We start from the raw sequence: 16,532 nt of genomic DNA, 5'->3' as shown, positions 1-16,532 counted from the left end.
GCGGGAGGGGGATCACTCCCCGGCGTCGACCGGGACGTCGAGGGTCTCGGCGGCCTCTAAGTTCAGGCCGACGCTGAGGCGATCATCGCGCTCCCCATGCACCTCCAGCTGCGGGTCACCGATGCGGGCCCACTCCAGCTCGGCGGCGCCACCGACGCTGAGGTTATTGGCCGCCAGGGTGGGGACGAGCTCAATGAGGTCGGTGATCAGGTTGACCACGCGCTTGGGCTCCAGGTCCAGCACCGGGGAGTCGGCCAGGTCGCCCTCGGCCTGCACATCGAGGTCAAAACGCAGCTCTTCGGTGTCGACGTCGAGGGCCACGTTCACGTCGAGAAAGAGGGCGACGGTGAGCACGAGCTCCCGCTCGCGATCGGCGTGGAGGAGGTAGATGTCGATCAAAAAGTCTCCCATGCCCACGTTAATGGCCGTGTTGTTGGCCTCGGTGGCCGGGGAGAGGCCGGCCACCGGCGGCAGGAGCGGGCGCAGTCCCAGGCCCACCGGGGTGCCCGGTTCGGCCAGGTCGCGGATGCGCTGGTCGAGCAGGCCGGCCAACCCGTCGACGGTCAGCTCAAAGGGCAGGGCGACGGCATCCAGCGAGTCGCCGCCGATGACCTGGTGGAAGAGCCCGCTGCGCCAGACGCCGTGCAGCGCACGATCGAGCGCGCTGCGGTTGGTGTGCATGCGCACCGGGCTGCTCACGCTGGCCCCGCCGGTCTCTCCCAGCGCGCGCTGCAGCGCGCCGGCCACATCGACCACATCCGGGTGGGCGAGCTCGGGGAAGATCATCGTGAGCTCCAGGGTCATGCCCTGCGGCGTGACCAGCAGTTGCTGGATGCCCAGGGTCAACTCCACGGCCCGCCCCAGAAACTCAAAGCGCTGGGTCAGGATGCCCGGATCGTAGAGCTGATCGACGATCAGGTCGCCAATGAACTCGGTGAAGGTCACCTGGAGGATGTTGCCCACCAGGTTGCGCAGCGTGTCGCTGTCTCCGAAGAGGTTGCTGGTGATGTCCTCGTTGTCCAGGGTCAGCTCGGAGTCGCGGATGCGCAGCTCCAGGGAGTTATCCTCCCGCGGCTCCAGCTCCACTTCGAGGTAGACACCGACGGTGGCGATGTTGATGTAGCCCTCGATGGGGTCGTTGCCGTCGATCGCGAAGCTCCCCTCCAGCGCGAGCCCGTTGAGGGTCAGGTCGATGGCGATGAAGCCCTCCTGCGGGGAGAGCGCCAGGTCGATGCTCTCAAAGGTGATATCGTGGATCTCCAGGTTCTGGGGGAGCTCGGCATTGGCAACAAAGGCCATGATGCGCTCCGGGGTGACGAAGGCTTCGATCACCTCGCTGATGCGCTCAAAGCCCTCGCGGGTGATCTCGGCGCGCAGCGCGTCATCGATGCGCTCGGCCGGGGAGACCAGAGGGCCGAAATGGACGCCGCGCCGGGTGGTGGTTTCGTTGCCCGCGCGGTCGATCGCGGTCACCGCCACGTGATTCAACCCGGGCGTCAGGCTCAGCTCATAGGTAAAGCTCCCGTCGTCCTCGACGTCGATGATCTGTTCGCCGATCTTGACCAGAAAGAGCCCGGTGCCCGGGTCGGCGGCGGAGCCGGTGACGCTGACCGAGGTGGTCACCTCGGCATCCAGCACGGTGGCGCGCTCGGGGCTGGTCAGGGAGAGCTCGGGGGGGAGCGAGTCGACGATAAAGTCCACCGAGCTCTGTTCGCCGCCGCCGGTGACCGTGGCTGTGACTTCGCCCTCGGCAAAGGAGACCAGCGCCTCCCACTGCCCGTCGGTCACGTCGGCGCTGGTGCCGTTGACCTCCACCTGATCGATGTTTTCGGCGGTGCCGGTGACACGCACGCGGCTCTTCGACACGATCTCGGCGGGCGCCGGAGAGGTGATCGTCAGCGAGCGCTGGGTCGTTTCGGCCGGCTCGGCAGGGTCGGAGCAGGCCAGCGAGGTGGTGGAGAGCGCGCCCAGAAGCGCGAGGAATGCGACAAGACGCAGGGAAGAAAGGGGCATGGGGGCTCCGGGGTAGCCGTCGTACGGAGAAGAGGAAGCGTACTGCCGATGCGTGATAGCGAGTTTAATGAGGCGAATCAACGCTGCTGCGGGCCAGGACGGCTGTGCCACTCTGGCGCAGAGCTTGGGTCCACAGGCCTCAGGCAGGCCCCGCGCTGGAGCAAGGGCCCGCCCGAAGACATTTCCATAAGGCCCGAGACCCCCAACCTCGGAAAAAGTGGTGTCGAGGGTGCCAAAATATCCCGGGTGGGCATCGGCAGGGGGTATCGACTGTGCCAGATTGTCCCAGGTGGGCATCGGCAGGGGGTATCGATTGTGCCAGATTGGCGCAGGTGGGCATCGGCAGGGGGGATCGACTGTGCCAGATTGGCGCAGGTGGGCATCGGTAGAGGGTATCGACTGTGCCAGATTGTCCCAGGTGGGTATCGGCAGGGGGTGTCGAGGGCGCCAGAATGTCCCGGGAGGGCCTGAGTCGGGGGTGTCGAGGGCGCCAGAATGTCCCGGGAGGGTCTGAGTCGGGGGTGTCGAGGGTGCCAAAATGTCCCGGGAGGGTCTGAGTCGGGGGGGGCGAAGGCGCCAAACTATCCCGGGAGGGTCTGAGTCGGGGGTGTCGAAGGCGCCAAACTATCCCGGGAGGGTCTGAGTCGGGGGTGTCGAGGGCGCCAAACTATCCCGGGAGGGTCTGAGTCGGGGGTGTCGAGGGCGCCAGAATGTCCCGGGAGGGCCTTAGTCGGGGGGTGTCGAGGGCGCCAGAATGTCCCGGGAGGGTCTGAGTCGGGGGTGTCGAGGTCTCCCAGGCGTCGGGTTTTTGGGGAGCTGGGGACCTGCAGCGCCCCTGGCAAGGCTCCGGGGCGCGGGCAAGAGGCGTGGCGTAAATCTTGAAGAGCTGCACCGCCGAGTTCGCTACCGGCGCTCCGGGATAAAGCTGGCGTGATCGTGGTGGCGAGGCCATACTTCGAGGCCTGATGGCGGGAATGGCAAACGGGCACAGCCTTTGACTGGTGAGGCAGATGATGAAGCGCGTGGCGGCAGGTTGGATGATGGGAGCGATGGTGGCGATGCTGGGAGCCGGGGCCTGCGCCCCGGAGCCCGAGTCAGCCCCGGGCGGCGAGTTTCAGGAGGCTCAGGCGCTCGAAGGTGGCGTCGGTGGGGAGGTGGAGGGGCTGGAGGAGGATCACAGCAATCACAGCTCGATCGTGTTCTCCACCCCCGAGGCCATCGCTCGCGTCTTTGACCAGGATCGCAACCGGGCTCGCCTGGAGTATCCGGACGCGTTTCGCCAGGTGGGCTGGATGGTGGATGCCGACGAGCTGGCCGGCATGGAGTACCGCGTGGAGCGGGCCGACGGCAGCACCTCGGCCTGGGAGCCGGTGGAGGTCTACTGGAACGAGGGGCGGATGTTCAACGCCCGGGTACGTCTGGCGGAGGCGGTCCACGTCATTGAGCTGCGCGGCTTTGAAGGCATCAGCTTTGCCGAGGTTGAGTTTTTTGAGGAGGTCGTGGCGCCCGACGAGATTCAGCGGGCCGAGCGCCCGGACGCTCCCGGTGAGATCGGGACCACCCGTCAGGCGGTGGCCCCGCGCAGCCTGGTGATTCCCCGCTCAGAGTGGGGCGCGATTAACCCTGATAAGATCTGCGGCGACGTGGTGGCGCCCTATCGCGCGAGCATTCACCACACCTATTTGCCCGCCAACGATGGCGGCGACGCTGGCGCGCGCATGCGCCAGATGCAGAGCTATCACATCAACACCCAGGGGTGGTGCGACATCGGCTACCACTTTGTCATCAGCCAGGCGGGCAACATCTACCAGGGGCGCTCGCGCTCCGATCGCCCCGGGGCCCATGTGGGGTATCAGAACTCCGGTAACGTGGGCATCAGCTACATCGCGGATTTCACCACCCAGATCCCCTCGCAGACCCAGCTTCAGGCCGGCGCGAGCATCTTGCGCTGGGTGCACGAGACGCACGGGGTGCCCTTGAACCGCACCGCCGTTAAGGGGCATCGCGAGTGGCCCGGCCAGAGCACGAGCTGCCCGGGCGACAACATGATGAATCGACTCGACACCCTGCTGCAGATGACGCTGGATCTGATCGACCCGCCGGCTCCCGACAACCTGAAGGTCGCGCTGAGCGCGAAGATGCAGGGGGGCGATAATTTTGTGGCGCAGGGCTCCAGCGCCGGCGTCGACGACGCGCTGCCCGGTGACCGCGTCTCGGCCGAGATCCTGCTGAGTAACGATGCCGACCGGGTCTTGCGCGGGGTGCGCCTGGGGTACGCCTTTGATGAGCAGGGGCTGACGCCGGTGAGTTACGTCATCGAGAGCGATCATCCCGCCGGCGATCAGAGCAGCTGGTCGGTCAACGATGCCACCGACGCCGCGGGCAACCCGGCCCGCGATCAGATGGGGACTTCCGGAGAGCTGATCATGAACGCGTTCTCCAGCGGGGAGTCCAAGCGGGTGGTCGTGGAGTTTGAGGTCAGCGACTACAGCTTTGGACTGGTGCCCTTTGGCGGCGTGCGGGCCTGGGTGAGCGAGATCGAAGACGTGTACGCCCAGAGCTCCTTTGGGGCGGCTCCCACCCTGAATCGCACCGCGGGCATCCTGGAGGCCGCCGAGGGGCTCGATCTCTTTGATCATGATGCCTGGTTCTTCGAAGGCCCCCAGGGCGAAGATGTCGAGGGGTGGTCGGCCTCCGGGATCGAGGCGTTTGATAGCTTTCAACTCAATACCTCCCACGGCCTGCTGGCGCAGCATCTGACCGGGGAAGGGGCGTCCATTACCTCGCCAGGCTGGACGACGATCGATGCCGATCGCTTCGGGGAGGTGGTCATTCGCGCCCGCTCTCACGACGGGGCGCATCTCAAGGCGTTGGGGTGGATCCGCGATGGCGAGTCCTACGCGGCGGCGCGTCAGGTGCTCTTTGAGGCGCCCGGTGATGGGGAGTACCACGATCTGGTGGTCGATCTGAGCGGGCATCCGCAGTGGTCCGGGGAGGTCCGCGGACTGCGCGTGGAGCTGCTCCATGGGGAGTCTCCCGTGGACGGAGAGAGCGGCTGGTACGATGTGGACCACATCTACGTGCAGGATCGCGCCAGCGGGACGACGTCCACGGCCTATGCGCCGGTGGTGGATGTGGCGCCGGTGGTGATCGTGTCGGGAGGAGAGGGGGAGGCTGGCGAGGATGGTACGCCGGACGAGCAGACGCCGGGGCTGGGAGCCAACGATGGTGATGGGCGCAATGTGCGCACGGCCTCCGGGTGTGCGACCACGGGACGGTCCGGTGGAGAGGCGCCGCTGGCCGCGCTGGTCGCGCTCGTTGGCTGGGTGTTTGCCCGGCGTCGGCGGCACCTGGTCTGAGCGGAACGTCTCGGTGCGCCGCAGGCCGGTGAACGTTGGCCGGCCTCGGGGGTAAGAGGTTGAAAAACACCACAAAAAAGCGCTCCCTCGTGTACGAGGGAGCGCTTTTTTGTGGACTTAAGCGAGCACGGTCGCGGCGCTATATGGGACTATTCGGCGTTGGCCGCGGCGATCGAGGCCACCCGCGCGGCGTCTTCCGGCGCCAGGTTTTCAAAGCGGGTGTAGGGCCCGAAGAAGCGCATGTGCACGGTGCCGATCGAGCCGTTACGGTGCTTGCCGATGATAAACTCCGCCAGCCCCTTGGCTTCGGACTCCGGGTAATAGACTTCGTCGCGGTAGATGAACCCGATGAGGTCGGCGTCCTGCTCGATGGCGCCGGATTCACGGAGGTCGCTCATCATGGGGCGTTTATCGGCGCGCTGCTCCACGCCGCGGTTGAGCTGGGCCAGGGCGATGATGGGGACGTTGAGTTCTTTGGCCACGCCCTTGAGTCCACGCGAGATCTCACTGATCTCCTGTTCGCGGGAGGCGGACTTACTGCGCTGGGAACCGGACATCAGCTGGAGGTAGTCGACGAAGATCATGCCGATGTCATGCTCGGCTTTGAGCCGGCGGCATTTGGAGCGGAACTCCATGATCGAGAGGCCCGGGGTGTCATCGAGGAAGATCTTCGATTCGGAGAGGGTCCCGGCGGCCTTGATCAGTCGGGCCCACTCCTGCTCGGTCATGGAGCCGCGGCGCAGGTTGGACTGGTTGATGCGCGCCTCACTACAGAGCATACGAATGGCGAGCTGCTCGTTGCTCATCTCCAGGCTGAAGAAGACCGTGGGGACCTTGCGCATGATCGAGGCATGGGCGGTCATGTTGAGCGTGAAACTGGTCTTACCCATGGCCGGACGAGCGGCCACGATGATCAGGTCGGAGGGCTGCCAGCCGGCGGTGATCTCATCGAGGTCGATAAAGCCGCTGGGCACCCCGGTGATGGTCTCGCTTTTCTGGTAGAGGGCCTCGATCTGGGAGAACGCGCTTTTGACCACCTCGCGCATGGAGGTGTAGCCGCGCTTCTGACCGGACTGGGTGATGGAGAAGAGGCGCTGCTCGGCATCATCCATGAAGGCTTCAACGTCGTTGACGTCGTTGTAGCAGTCGCCGACGAGTTCATCGGCCGTGGAGATGAACTGACGCAGGGCAGACTTGCGCCGCACGATCGCCGAGTACTGGCCGACGTTGGCCGCCGAGGGGACCTCGCCGGAGAGGCGCGTCAGGTAGGTCGCGCCCCCGGCGGGCTCCAGGTTATCCTCGGCGCTTAAGAAGTCGGCGAGGGTGAGCACATCAATGGGCTCAGATCGCTGGTGGAGCGCGGCCATCGCGCGGAAGATGTGGCGGTGCGACTCCCGATAGAAGTCCTCCGACTTGAGGGTGCCGGAGAGCTCATCGAGGACGCGGTTATCGAGCAGAATCGCGCCGAGCACGCTACGCTCAGCGTCCTCGTTGTGGGGAGGCACCCTTAAGGGGCCCTGGCTCATCTGTCGGCGCTCACATAATCGTTACGGATCAGGTGCAGGAGTCCCTGCATCGTTTCGAGATCGCCGTGCGCGCTCTTGTTGAGCACCATGGAGACCGAGCGGTTATTGAGCACCAGTTGGAAGGTGTCGAGCTGCTCGGGGCTCAGCTCACGCAGGGGAGCAATAAGCGGGGTGGGGATGGAGAGGCCGGCGTGAATGTCGGGGACGTCGGGACCCAGGTTCTGGATCTCGTCGAGGATGCGCATCCCCTCCATCATCAGCGATTCGATCGACTCATCGACTTCGTTTTCGAAGCTCTCGTCGGTGGGTTGTTCCAACGAGAAGGTGCCCTCGCGCCAGGCGATCAGGCGGTAGAAGGCTTTGTAGGGATCGAGGTCGTGATCGTCGTTGATGGTCGCGAAGTAGACGCGGCCCTGGCGCAGGTAGATCTTGCCGATGTCCTGGCCCATGATCACCAGCACGCCGGATTTGCGGCTGGTGCTGAAGAGCTGGAGCAGGTCGGGAAGGGGGACTTCTTCGATAAGCCCGGAGATCGAGCCGGTGAGGGAGCCTCCCATGGTGCGGTTGACCGCCGGACTGGCCATGGTGCGGTTGGGCTGGACCGGGGGCACGGTCGGGGAGTGATGATCGTCGCCGGCCACCGGCGAGTGCAACTCAGGACCGGTATCGTCGGTGCCGCTGTCGCGATGGACCAGTTTGATGATGTTGGTGCCGATGAGGATGCGATCACCCTCTTTGATGCGGGACTTCGCGACTTTCTCACCATTGACAAAGGTGCCATTGGTGGAGCCGAAGTCCTCGATCATCAGCTCACCACCATAACTGGTAATGCGCGCGTGGCGACGCGAGACCATATCCTCGACCAGGACCATGTCGAGCTCGCTGCCGCGTCCGATCTCGATCTCGGAGTCCAGTTCGAGCGGAAATTCACCACCCTGGTACTTGCCAGAGATGAACTTCAGGACGTAGCCGCCTGTTTGGGAACGATTCAAGATGACCTCTCCTCAATCACCAGCAATCGAGGCGCGGGGAGTGCGTGAAGTTGGGGACCGGAACTCTCGGTCAACGAGTGCGCCTACGTTACGAAACGTTATAAGCGACCGTCAACTGCGGGGCTGACCTCATCAAGCACCCGCGCTCCTGTTCTATCAGAGGGCTGTTTAGGGGCGCAACGCCCAAGGTGGGGTAGGGAGACCACAATTACTGAGGTCTTGAGACCCGACCTGATCCTTCCTCAGGCAGGAGGGATGTTAGTTCAGCTTTATAAAGGAGCAAAATATTTCGCCTCTCCGTCCCGAAAAGCAGCGACCCCGCGTGCCGTGGCACGCGGGGTCGCAGGAGCGCGGGAGGTGGGGAGAGGGCTCAGAAGAAGAAGGTGGCGTTGAGGCCGATGGACTCCGAGCGGGCACGCAGTCCATCGGCAAAGGAGAGGTCGTTGCCAAAGCCGTAGATGTTGTACAGGTAGCGCAGGCCCACGCCGAAGGAGTTGAAGCGCAGATCCAGGCCGCCGCCCAGGCGCACGGCGCCGCCGACGGCGCTCTCCTGAAGGTGGGCGTCCTGGAAGAGGTAGCCGCCCAGGCCGGCCATCACGTAGGGCTCGAGGATGCCGAGCTTGGGCTGCAGCTTGAGATCGCCGCTTAAGCCCATCACGGCGATGTCGAGTTCGGCGGCGTGACGGTCAAACTTGTAGCCGCCGCCGTGGAAGCCCAGCTCGAAGCCCAGGAGATCGCCGCGTACGCCCAGGCCCAGGTTGAATTCGCTGCCGGGCAGGGCGCTGTTGAGGATCCGCGGGGCATCAAAGCCACCGGCGCCCAGCCCCAGGGTCAGGTACCCGTCCAGGGGATTGGTCTGAGGGGCGGCGCGGGGAGGCGCGGGCTCGTTGGTGTAGTGATGGGTCTGGCTGGTGTGATGCACATGGGTGGTGGTGTGCGTGTGCACGTGCTGATGGTGCGTGCGGGAGCGCGAGCGGGTGGCTCGCGTCGTTCGCCGGCCGCGCGGAGCGCTGTTGACTACTCGCGGCGGTCCGACCGGGCGTGCATCCGTGCGACGCGGTCGCGAGGAGCGGGTGGTGCGGGTGGTGCGGCGTTCGTCGCGCGAGGAGCGGCGTTCGTCGTTGGAGGAGCGGCGCCCGCGACGCTCGCGGCGTTCCATTTTGTGGCCGCGCGAGCGACTCTCATCCCTGGACTCTCTCAGAATCCCGCCGGGACCGGCTTCGGCAAGTCCGACATGAGTCAGGTGCGCTACCGGCAGCGAGAAGAGCAGGGCTGCGGCGAAGGTCATCAGACGGGAGGTTGGGGCGTTCATAAGTGGCTCCGGAAGGGGGTGTTTCGAGAGGAGCTGAGTCAGGAGAGCCCTGAGCAGGCTTCGTGGGGAGAGACGGGGAGGGGATGCCCTTTATTCAAGGGCTTGATTTAGGCCTGTTTTGGCAGATCCTCGCGCCTCTTGAAGACGATTATTTCGGACGCCTTGCTTGCGTTGTGCCCGGGGTGAGTGTAGGGGGACGGCCCCGACGGACGCAAATCGGCCCGTCGGTCAGAAAGGTTTTCTTGGCACATGGCTCATCGCGTTCACAATGGCGATGAATCTTTTGTAGGCGGCGAAAGTCACCTTCTTGACGGTGATTAAGTGATGTGCCATACCACCGCAGTTTCAAGCGGGCCCTGCTGGCCTGCCTGGTTGCTGGTTGAATGAGAAGTTACCAGCGATGGTTGAGGAACGTATGTCGAATGCCCATTTGGACTTGCGCATGGTGGACGTAGCGGACAACACGAGTGATGGCGAGGCGCAGCGGTTGAGAGCAGTGGTGCAGCCTGCGTCCCGTATTGATGTCGCTCCCACCATTCAGGCACTGACCCCTTATGAGGCGGTCAGCAGCCAGGCGGCGATTGAGGCGCAACCGGACCATCGCACGGTATTTAAGCTCGACTGGAACGAGTCGACCATTGAGCCGAGCCCCCGGGTCACCGCGGCCATCGCTCAGTACCTGACCCATGGTCGGGGACTGAACTGGTACCCGCGTCTGGGGAGCGTGGAGCTGCTTGATGCGCTCTCGGGCTACACCGGCGTGAGTACCGATTCGTTGCTGGTGACCAACGGAAGCGACGACGCGCTGCACCTGATCTGCTCGACCTACCTGGATCGGGGCGACGATGTGGTCATTCCGGTGCCGACCTACAATCACTTTATGGTGTTCGCGCAGAGTCGCGGCGCCAATGTGATTACCGTGCGCGGGGAAACGGCCTTTGACACCAACCTCGAAGGCATCCGGGCGCAGATGACTCGCCGCACCCGTTTGCTTTATCTGGTCAGCCCCAACAACCCCACCGGGATGGTGTTTGACCCGGAAGTGGTGGCCGCGTTCTGCCGGGATTTCCCCGAAACGCTGGTGGTGCTCGATGAAGCCTATTTTGAGTTCAGTCAGGTCACCGGTGTGGAGCTGGTGCGTCAGTTCGACAACCTGATTGTGACGCGCACCTTCTCCAAAGCTTTTGGTCTGGCCGGGCTGCGGGTGGGTTATCTGGCGGCGTCGCCGGAGCTGGTCGATGGCTTGCGCCGAATCTACAACCCCAAGAGCGTGAACTCGCTGGGGCAGATCGGGGCGATCGCGGCGCTGGGAGACCTCGACTACCTCAACCGCTTCCTGGCGCAGGTGCGCGAGTCCAAAGAGATGCTCGGGCGCTTCTTTGAGGAGCGCGGGGTCGAGGCTTACATCACGTCGGCTAACTTCGTGGTGGTACGGGTCGACGATATCGTCAAAACCCTCGACGAGCTGGAGTCACGCGGGGTCTACGTGCGTGATCGCTCCAGCTACCCGGGCCTGGAAGGCTGCCTGCGCATGTCGGTGGGGACTGTGGAGCAGACCGGACGCCTGCTGGAGCGCATCAGCGACGTGTTCTAAGCTGTTTGAAGGTTTAAAAAAAGCGCGGCCCGCATGAAGCGGCCGCGCTTTTTTTATGCCCGCAGGCTTCTGGTATGGCGCGTCGGCGCGGCCGCCCGGCTGGCGAGGCGGCCGCGCCGGAGGATCAGCGCTTGAGCAGGTCGGGGCTCACCGGCGTCTGCGAGGGGTGGGTGATGGCCACGACCATGGTGTCGGGGTTGAGGTAGGTGTCGATCACCTGTTGGAGATCCCTGGCGCTGAGCGCGCTGATGCGATCGCCGTAGCCCAGTGAGCGCTGGTACCCGAGGCGGTAGAGCTCATCGAGGCCAAAGGTCATGGCCCGGGCGTTGTTGCGCTGCAGGCCGATGTCGTGGTTGCCGATGAGGTAGCGTTTGGCGCGGGCGATCTCGTCGGCGGTGGGCGGCTCGCTGTGCAGGCGTTCGATCTGCTGGCGGATGCCGCCGACGGCCTGGGCGATCTTCTCGGGGCTGGTGCCGATGCGTACGGTAAAGGCGCTGGCGTCCAGGCCCACGATCGCGCTGGCGTAGACCGAGTAGGCCAGGCTCTGGCGGTCGCGCAGCTCGTAGAAGAGGCGGCCGCCCTGGCCGGAGAGCACCGCGTCGATCAGCTCCAGGGCGTCGGCCTCGGCGCTGCCCAGCAGGGGCGCGGCGAAGCCGGCGGTGATATGGGCCTGCTCTTTGTCCAGGGCCTGGGTGACGAGCAGAGATTCGCTGAAGGTGGGGGCCGGGGCGATCGCCGGCATGGCCATCGACGCGGCGCGCGGACGCACGAAGTAGCGCTCGACCTGGGCGATGGTGGCTTCGACATCGACGTCGCCCACCACCGAGAGCACCATCTCGGCCGGGTTGCGTCGCTGGGCCAGGTAGTCGCGAAGCATCTGCGGGGTCAGCGCCTGGAGGCTCTCTTCGGTGCCCAGGATCGGGTAGGCGTAGGGATGCTCGCCAAAGAAGGTGCGGGCGAAGAGCTCGTAGTTGACCGCGCCGGGTTGATCGTGGCGAGCGCGCAGCTTCTGGAGCTGGAGCTTGCGCACCCGCTCAAACTCTTCCTCGGGCAGTGTGGCGCCGGTGAGCACGTCGGCAAAGACGTCGAAGCACTGATCGAAGAAGCGGGTAAGCCCGGTCATCCCCAGCCCAAAGGAGTTGCGCCCGGCGATGCCGCCGATGGAGGCCGCCATCGACTCGACCTCCCGGGCCAGCGCCAGCGAGGAGCGCTGCTCGGTGCCTTCGGTCATCAGCTCGGCCAAAATCTGGTTGAGGCCCACCGTCTGGGGCGTTTCGTAGCGCAGTCCGCCCAGGGTGAGCGCGCGCATGGAGAAGGTCTCCACGCTGCGATCGACCTGCACGATCAGGGTGGGGCCGTCGGGGATCTCCACGCGTACGAAGTCGTCTTCGGGGGCCGTGCTTACGCCGGCATCCACCGCCTCGACCTGCACCTGCTCAAAGGCGCGCTGCGCCTGGGCGATCAGCTCTTCTTCGCCGGGCGCCTCCTCGCCGGCTGGCGAGAGCAGGGCGATGGAGGTGTTGTCCAGACGCAGGTAGGCGCGGGCCACACGCTGCACGTCGGCCGGTGATACCTGGCGAAGCTGGCGGTAGTAGGTCTGCTCAAAGGCCGGGTCGCCGGCGACCATCTGGTAGTGGCCGATCTTCATGGCCAGCCCCTCAATGGTCTGCTTGCCGTAGACGGCCTGGCTCTCCAGCAGGGTCCGGGCGCGCTCCACGTCGAGGTGGTTGGGGGCGATCTCGGCGAAGCGGTAGGTCTCTTCAAGCACCCGGCGCAGGACATGATCGGGGGCGGTCTCCGGGCGCTGGGGATCGCGCTGGAAGTCGGCTCCGATGAAGAAGAGACCGGCCTCGCGCGGGCTGTAGGCGCTGGCGTAGATGGCGTTGACCAGCTCTTCCTCGCGTTCGATCACGCGGTGGAGATGCGCGGCGTCGCCGTAGCCCAGGATGATGCTCAGGACGTCGAGCGCCGGCATGTCCTCGTGGCAGGCGTCGGGGATATGAAAGGCCAGGCGCAGGTGGTTTTGCTGAATGTCGCGCTGGCTCACGCTGGCGCGTACCCGGGTCTGGGGCGGCTCGGCCGGGCGTTGCACCGCCTGGTAGTCCGCGCCTGCAAAGTCGCCAAAGTAGCGCTCGACCAGCGTCCGGGCCTCGTCGAGCTCGAAGTCGCCGGCCAGGATCACGGCCATGTTCGAGGGGACGTAGTGCTTTTTGAAGAAGGCGTGCACCGCCGGGCGGTCGAAGGAGTCGACCGACTCCGAGGTGCCGATGACCGGCAGGCGGTAGGGATGGGTGCGGTACGCCGTCTCAAAGAGCTGCTGGGTGGCCATGCGCGAGGGGTTGTCCTCGCCACGCTTGATCTCCTCCTGGATCACCTCCAGCTCCCGGGTCAGCTCCTCGGCGTCGAAGGAGGAGTGGCGGATGGCGTCGGAGAGGATGTCCAGGCCGGTCTCAAAGAAGCGGCTGCTCATGACCACGTAGTAGCAGGTCTGATCAAAGGAGGTGAACGCATTGATATGACCACCGGCCGACTCGATCTCGCGGGCCAGCTCGCCGACGCCCCGGCGCTCGGTGCCCTTAAAGAGCATATGCTCGTGGACGTGAGCCAGGCCCGCTTCAAAGGGCTCCTCATCGGCGCTGCCCACGCCCACCCACACGTTGCAGGCGACCACCGGCGCGGTCGTGGTGGGCTGGAGGATGACGGTCAGGCCGTTGTCGAGGGTATATCGGGTAAATTCCACCGGGTTCTCCTGAAATAAGGACGCAGCAATAAGAAGTGGAGTCAGAGGTGCCCAGTTCTAACCACCGAGCCCCCCGGTGGCAATCCGGACCCGTGGGCGCCGGGCCGGGTTCAGCGTTGTTGGCGTTGGAGCGCCCGGCGCAGCTCGATTGCGCGGCGGCGCTCGGCCTCTTTTTCGGCGCGGTAGCGCTCGCGCTCCAGCTCCATCCGGGCCTGTGACCAGGTGATCACGTAGGGGGCCATCGCCGCGGCCTGGGCCGGGGTGAGGTAGTTGTAGTCGACCAGGCGCTGGCCGATCTCGGCGGTGCGCTCAATCCACCAGCCTCCCTCCGGGGTGCGGCCGCGGCGCACCAGGCGCGGGCCCTCCCAGGGGGCGGGCTTGAGGTTGGCCAGGAAGATGGCCTCCAGTGGCGAGAGCTCCCGGGCGTCTTTATCAAAGTAGAAGCGGGCCGCCGGGCCGATGCCGTAGATGTCGGGACCAAACTCAATGACGTTGAGGTAGAGCTCGAGCACGCGCTCTTTGGGCACGATCTCGTCGATGCGCCAGCCGATGATCACCTCCTGGATCTTGCGGGCCAGGGATTTCTGGCGGGTCAGAAAGAGGTTTTTGACCAGCTGCTGGGTGAGCGTGGAGCCGCCATAGACGTAGCGCGAGCGCGAGATGTTCATGCGGAGCGCGCGGTTGAGCAGGCCGGTGGCCAGGGCGCGGTTGGAGTAAAAGCGCATGTCTTCGCTCAAAAACATCGCGCCGCCCACGTAGCCCGGGAGCTCGTCGAGGGGGACGTAGCTGGAGAGGCCCGGACCGACGCGCACGGTGGCCTCGGGGCTGACCCCCTCGTGGACGCGCTTGCTGAAGGGGCCGTTGAGCCAGCCCACGTCGCGCAGGTAGCGGTGGAAGTCGGGCATGGCCGCCGCCGGCGCCTCGGGAGCCGGCCCAAAGAGCAGGAAGTCCTCGACGACCTGGTGCTGGGCCGGGGGGATGCTCTCGGGGAGGGACTCGCCAGGGGGCTGGGCCACCAGCGTGCGGCGGCGCGGGTAGATATGGGCGCGATCCATGTTGAAGTGCACCTTGGCGCGCGAGGCGTAGGGCACGCGCAGGCCGGTGAAACGGCAGGGCGTGTCCTCGAAGCCGCGGATGCGCACCCGCACTTTTTCGAGCTCCTCGGAGAGGACCAGGTTGATGGCCGGGGTGACTTTGCCGTCGACTCGGGCGTGGGCCACCGCGCCCAGGAGCGCCTCGGGGACGGCGCCGAGCAGGCTCTGGCAGCGGATTTCGCCGGGGGATGCGGCGTCCAGGCGCAGGGTGCGGCTGCCCGGGCGCAGGTCGAGCTCGGCCTTGAGGCGCGCGTCCACGCCGCGGAAGCTCACCCGGGCGTCGTCGCTGCGCAACGAGGGGCGACTCAGATCGAGCTCGGCGGTGCCGTGGGCACTTAAATCCAGGCCTTCGAGGCGCTCGTTGGCCAGGGCCTCGGTATCCACCCAGGCGTGATGCACCTCAACGGCGGCGCGCAGCGCGTAGGGGCGCCGGCTCTCCAGGGTGTCGGGCAGGGTGCCAAAGCCGGCGATGGCCTCGACAAAGAGGTCGATCTCCCCGCCGAACTCCCCGCGGAAGCCGCGGCGCGGCAGCGTGCGCTCGGTGGTCAGCCCGGGCAGGGCGTCCAGGCTCACGCCTTCGAGGTGCACGCGCAGGTAGCGCGGGAGCAGGGAGGCCGGGCTGAGCACGATGTGGGCCAGGGCCCGGCCCCGCTCGGTATCGGCGAAGGCGTTGAGGTGGCCCTGCTCCCAGCGCAGCGTGGCGTCCTGAAGCAGGGGCTGGGGCCCGTCTTCGGGGCGTTCGATGGCGGGAGGCAAAAAGATCGCGCCGTGGTTGGCCTCCAGCTCGGTGGACCAGGCCAGGGTTTTGAGGTGCGTCACAAGGTCGGAGCCTGGCGAGGAGGCCGCGGCTTGGGCGGAGGCCGGGGGGGCGGCATCGTCTTCGTCGGTCGGGCGCAAGAGTTCGACCACCGGGCGATCGAGCTCGGCGCGCAGCGGGGCGCTTTCCCCGGCGCTCAGGCGCACCAGGGGCAGGTGTGCCCGGGCCTTGAGCGGCCCCCGCGAGAGCGTGGCGCTGACCTCGCTTAAGCTGATCTGGCGCGCGGCGCCCTGCACCCGGAGCTCACCAACGATCACCTCGGAGCCGCCCGGGCCCCGCAGGCGCAGGGCGGGCTGGTCGGGCTGGCCGATGCGCAGGTCGGCGTCGCGGGCCCCGGGGGAGAGGGTGCCGTGAAGGTGCAGGGTGTCGGACGCGCTGAGCAGATTGAGGGGAGCGGGGAGCTCGCTGCGAGCCTCGACCTCCCAGGTGTCGCCACTGGCGAGCAGGGCGATGTCAAAGGCGCGCAGGCTGCGGGCCTGCGCGCCCTGGCCGGCGCTCAGGTGGAGCTCGTCGATCGTGAGGTCGGGGAGGTTTTTAAGCAGGTGCTCCAGGCGTCCGGCCCCCTGGTGAGGATCTCCGGGGTCATGGTCCGCCGAAGCGCTGGCGTCGGTCGTGGCCGGTGCCCCGGGGCGCGGGGTGCTCAGCAGCTCGCGCAGGCGTTGGGGGTGCGAGGCCACCACGGCGGCGTTTTGAATCTGGATCGCGGTGAGTTCGGGGCGAGCGGTGAGCAGCGAGTGGGGCCGGGCATGGAGGCGGACCCGGGCGGCGTCCAGGGAGAGGGTGTCGTCGAGGAGCTTCACGTGGAGGTCATCGAGCTCGATGGCGCCGGTCCAGCTCAGGCTCAGCGAGGACCAGTGGGCATGCACGCCGGCGCGCTCCAGCGTGCCGGGCAGCGCGCGTTCGACCAGGGGCGCGGCCAGCCGGGGCAAAAAGAGCGCGGCGATGATCAGCGTCGCTGCGATGATTCCCACGATGATGGTGCGGCGGTTCAACCGGTCTCCTGCACAGTCCGTTCAGTATTCTACAGCGCTTTCCCGGGCCGATTAGCCCCAACCGGTGGTGAGTTGTCAACGTTTTGTCCGGGA

At 66.1% G+C, this 16,532-nt stretch carries 8 protein-coding genes; 2 read left to right on the top strand and 6 right to left on the bottom strand.

What is annotated here, in order from left to right; genetic code table 11:
* Nucleotides 1–12: 12 nt before the first annotated feature.
* Entirely contained in the window at nucleotides 13–2,013 is a 2,001-nt protein-coding gene (locus DL240_RS10115) for a hypothetical protein (protein ID WP_111729774.1), read from the bottom strand.
* Nucleotides 2,014–3,023: 1,010 nt separating this feature from the next.
* Between DL240_RS10115 and DL240_RS10110 the strand changes: the two genes are divergently transcribed.
* Complete coding sequence (locus DL240_RS10110) at nucleotides 3,024–5,372, top strand: peptidoglycan recognition protein family protein (protein ID WP_111730056.1); 2,349 nt, start codon at nucleotides 3,024–3,026, stop codon at nucleotides 5,370–5,372.
* A 149-nt stretch (nucleotides 5,373–5,521) separates the two neighbouring features.
* On the opposite strand, the gene dnaB is transcribed toward DL240_RS10110, so the two are convergent.
* The 3 genes from dnaB to DL240_RS10095 all read right to left on the bottom strand — a co-directional run bounded on the left by dnaB (nucleotide 5,522) and on the right by DL240_RS10095 (nucleotide 9,202).
* Nucleotides 5,522–6,898, bottom strand: coding sequence for a replicative DNA helicase (dnaB, locus tag DL240_RS10105; protein ID WP_111729773.1), 1,377 nt, complete (start codon nucleotides 6,896–6,898; stop codon nucleotides 5,522–5,524).
* A complete protein-coding gene (locus tag DL240_RS10100; RefSeq protein WP_111729772.1) occupies nucleotides 6,895–7,890 on the bottom strand; it encodes a DUF4388 domain-containing protein in 996 nt (331 codons plus the stop codon). The genes dnaB and DL240_RS10100 overlap by 4 nt, the downstream gene beginning before the upstream one ends.
* Before the next feature lie 370 nt (nucleotides 7,891–8,260).
* Nucleotides 8,261–9,202, bottom strand: coding sequence for a porin family protein (locus DL240_RS10095; RefSeq protein WP_111729771.1), 942 nt, complete (start codon nucleotides 9,200–9,202; stop codon nucleotides 8,261–8,263).
* A 415-nt stretch (nucleotides 9,203–9,617) separates the two neighbouring features.
* Here DL240_RS10095 and hisC point away from each other — a divergent pair, with 415 nt between their 5' ends.
* A complete protein-coding gene (gene hisC / locus DL240_RS10090) occupies nucleotides 9,618–10,796 on the top strand; it encodes a histidinol-phosphate transaminase (RefSeq protein WP_158542471.1) in 1,179 nt (392 codons plus the stop codon).
* A 124-nt stretch (nucleotides 10,797–10,920) separates the two neighbouring features.
* Here hisC and DL240_RS10085 read toward each other — a convergent pair whose 3' ends face one another.
* Both DL240_RS10085 and DL240_RS10080 read right to left on the bottom strand, forming a co-directional pair.
* Nucleotides 10,921–13,536, bottom strand: a complete 2,616-nt coding sequence (locus tag DL240_RS10085) for a M16 family metallopeptidase (protein ID WP_111729769.1) — start codon at nucleotides 13,534–13,536, stop codon at nucleotides 10,921–10,923.
* 110 nt (nucleotides 13,537–13,646) lie between these two features.
* Nucleotides 13,647–16,439, bottom strand: coding sequence for a biosynthetic peptidoglycan transglycosylase (locus DL240_RS10080; protein ID WP_111729768.1), 2,793 nt, complete (start codon nucleotides 16,437–16,439; stop codon nucleotides 13,647–13,649).
* Nucleotides 16,440–16,532: the final 93 nt, after the last annotated feature.

The sequence above is a fragment of the Lujinxingia litoralis genome (assembly GCF_003260125.1).
Classification (GTDB): domain Bacteria; phylum Myxococcota_A; class Bradymonadia; order Bradymonadales; family Bradymonadaceae; genus Lujinxingia; species Lujinxingia litoralis.
The sequence above is the reverse complement of the archived record's forward strand: the minus strand, read 5'-3'. Positions and strand labels throughout refer to the sequence as shown.

Coding starts and splice junctions, on each gene's coding strand:
- DL240_RS10115 (WP_111729774.1), bottom strand. CDS start 2,013: ATGCCCCTTTCTTCCCTGCGTCTTGTCGCATTCCTCGCGCTTCTGGGC.
- DL240_RS10110 (WP_111730056.1), top strand. CDS start 3,024: ATGATGAAGCGCGTGGCGGCAGGTTGGATGATGGGAGCGATGGTGGCG.
- dnaB (WP_111729773.1), bottom strand. CDS start 6,898: ATGAGCCAGGGCCCCTTAAGGGTGCCTCCCCACAACGAGGACGCTGAG.
- DL240_RS10095 (WP_111729771.1), bottom strand. CDS start 9,202: ATGAACGCCCCAACCTCCCGTCTGATGACCTTCGCCGCAGCCCTGCTC.
- hisC (WP_158542471.1), top strand. CDS start 9,618: ATGTCGAATGCCCATTTGGACTTGCGCATGGTGGACGTAGCGGACAAC.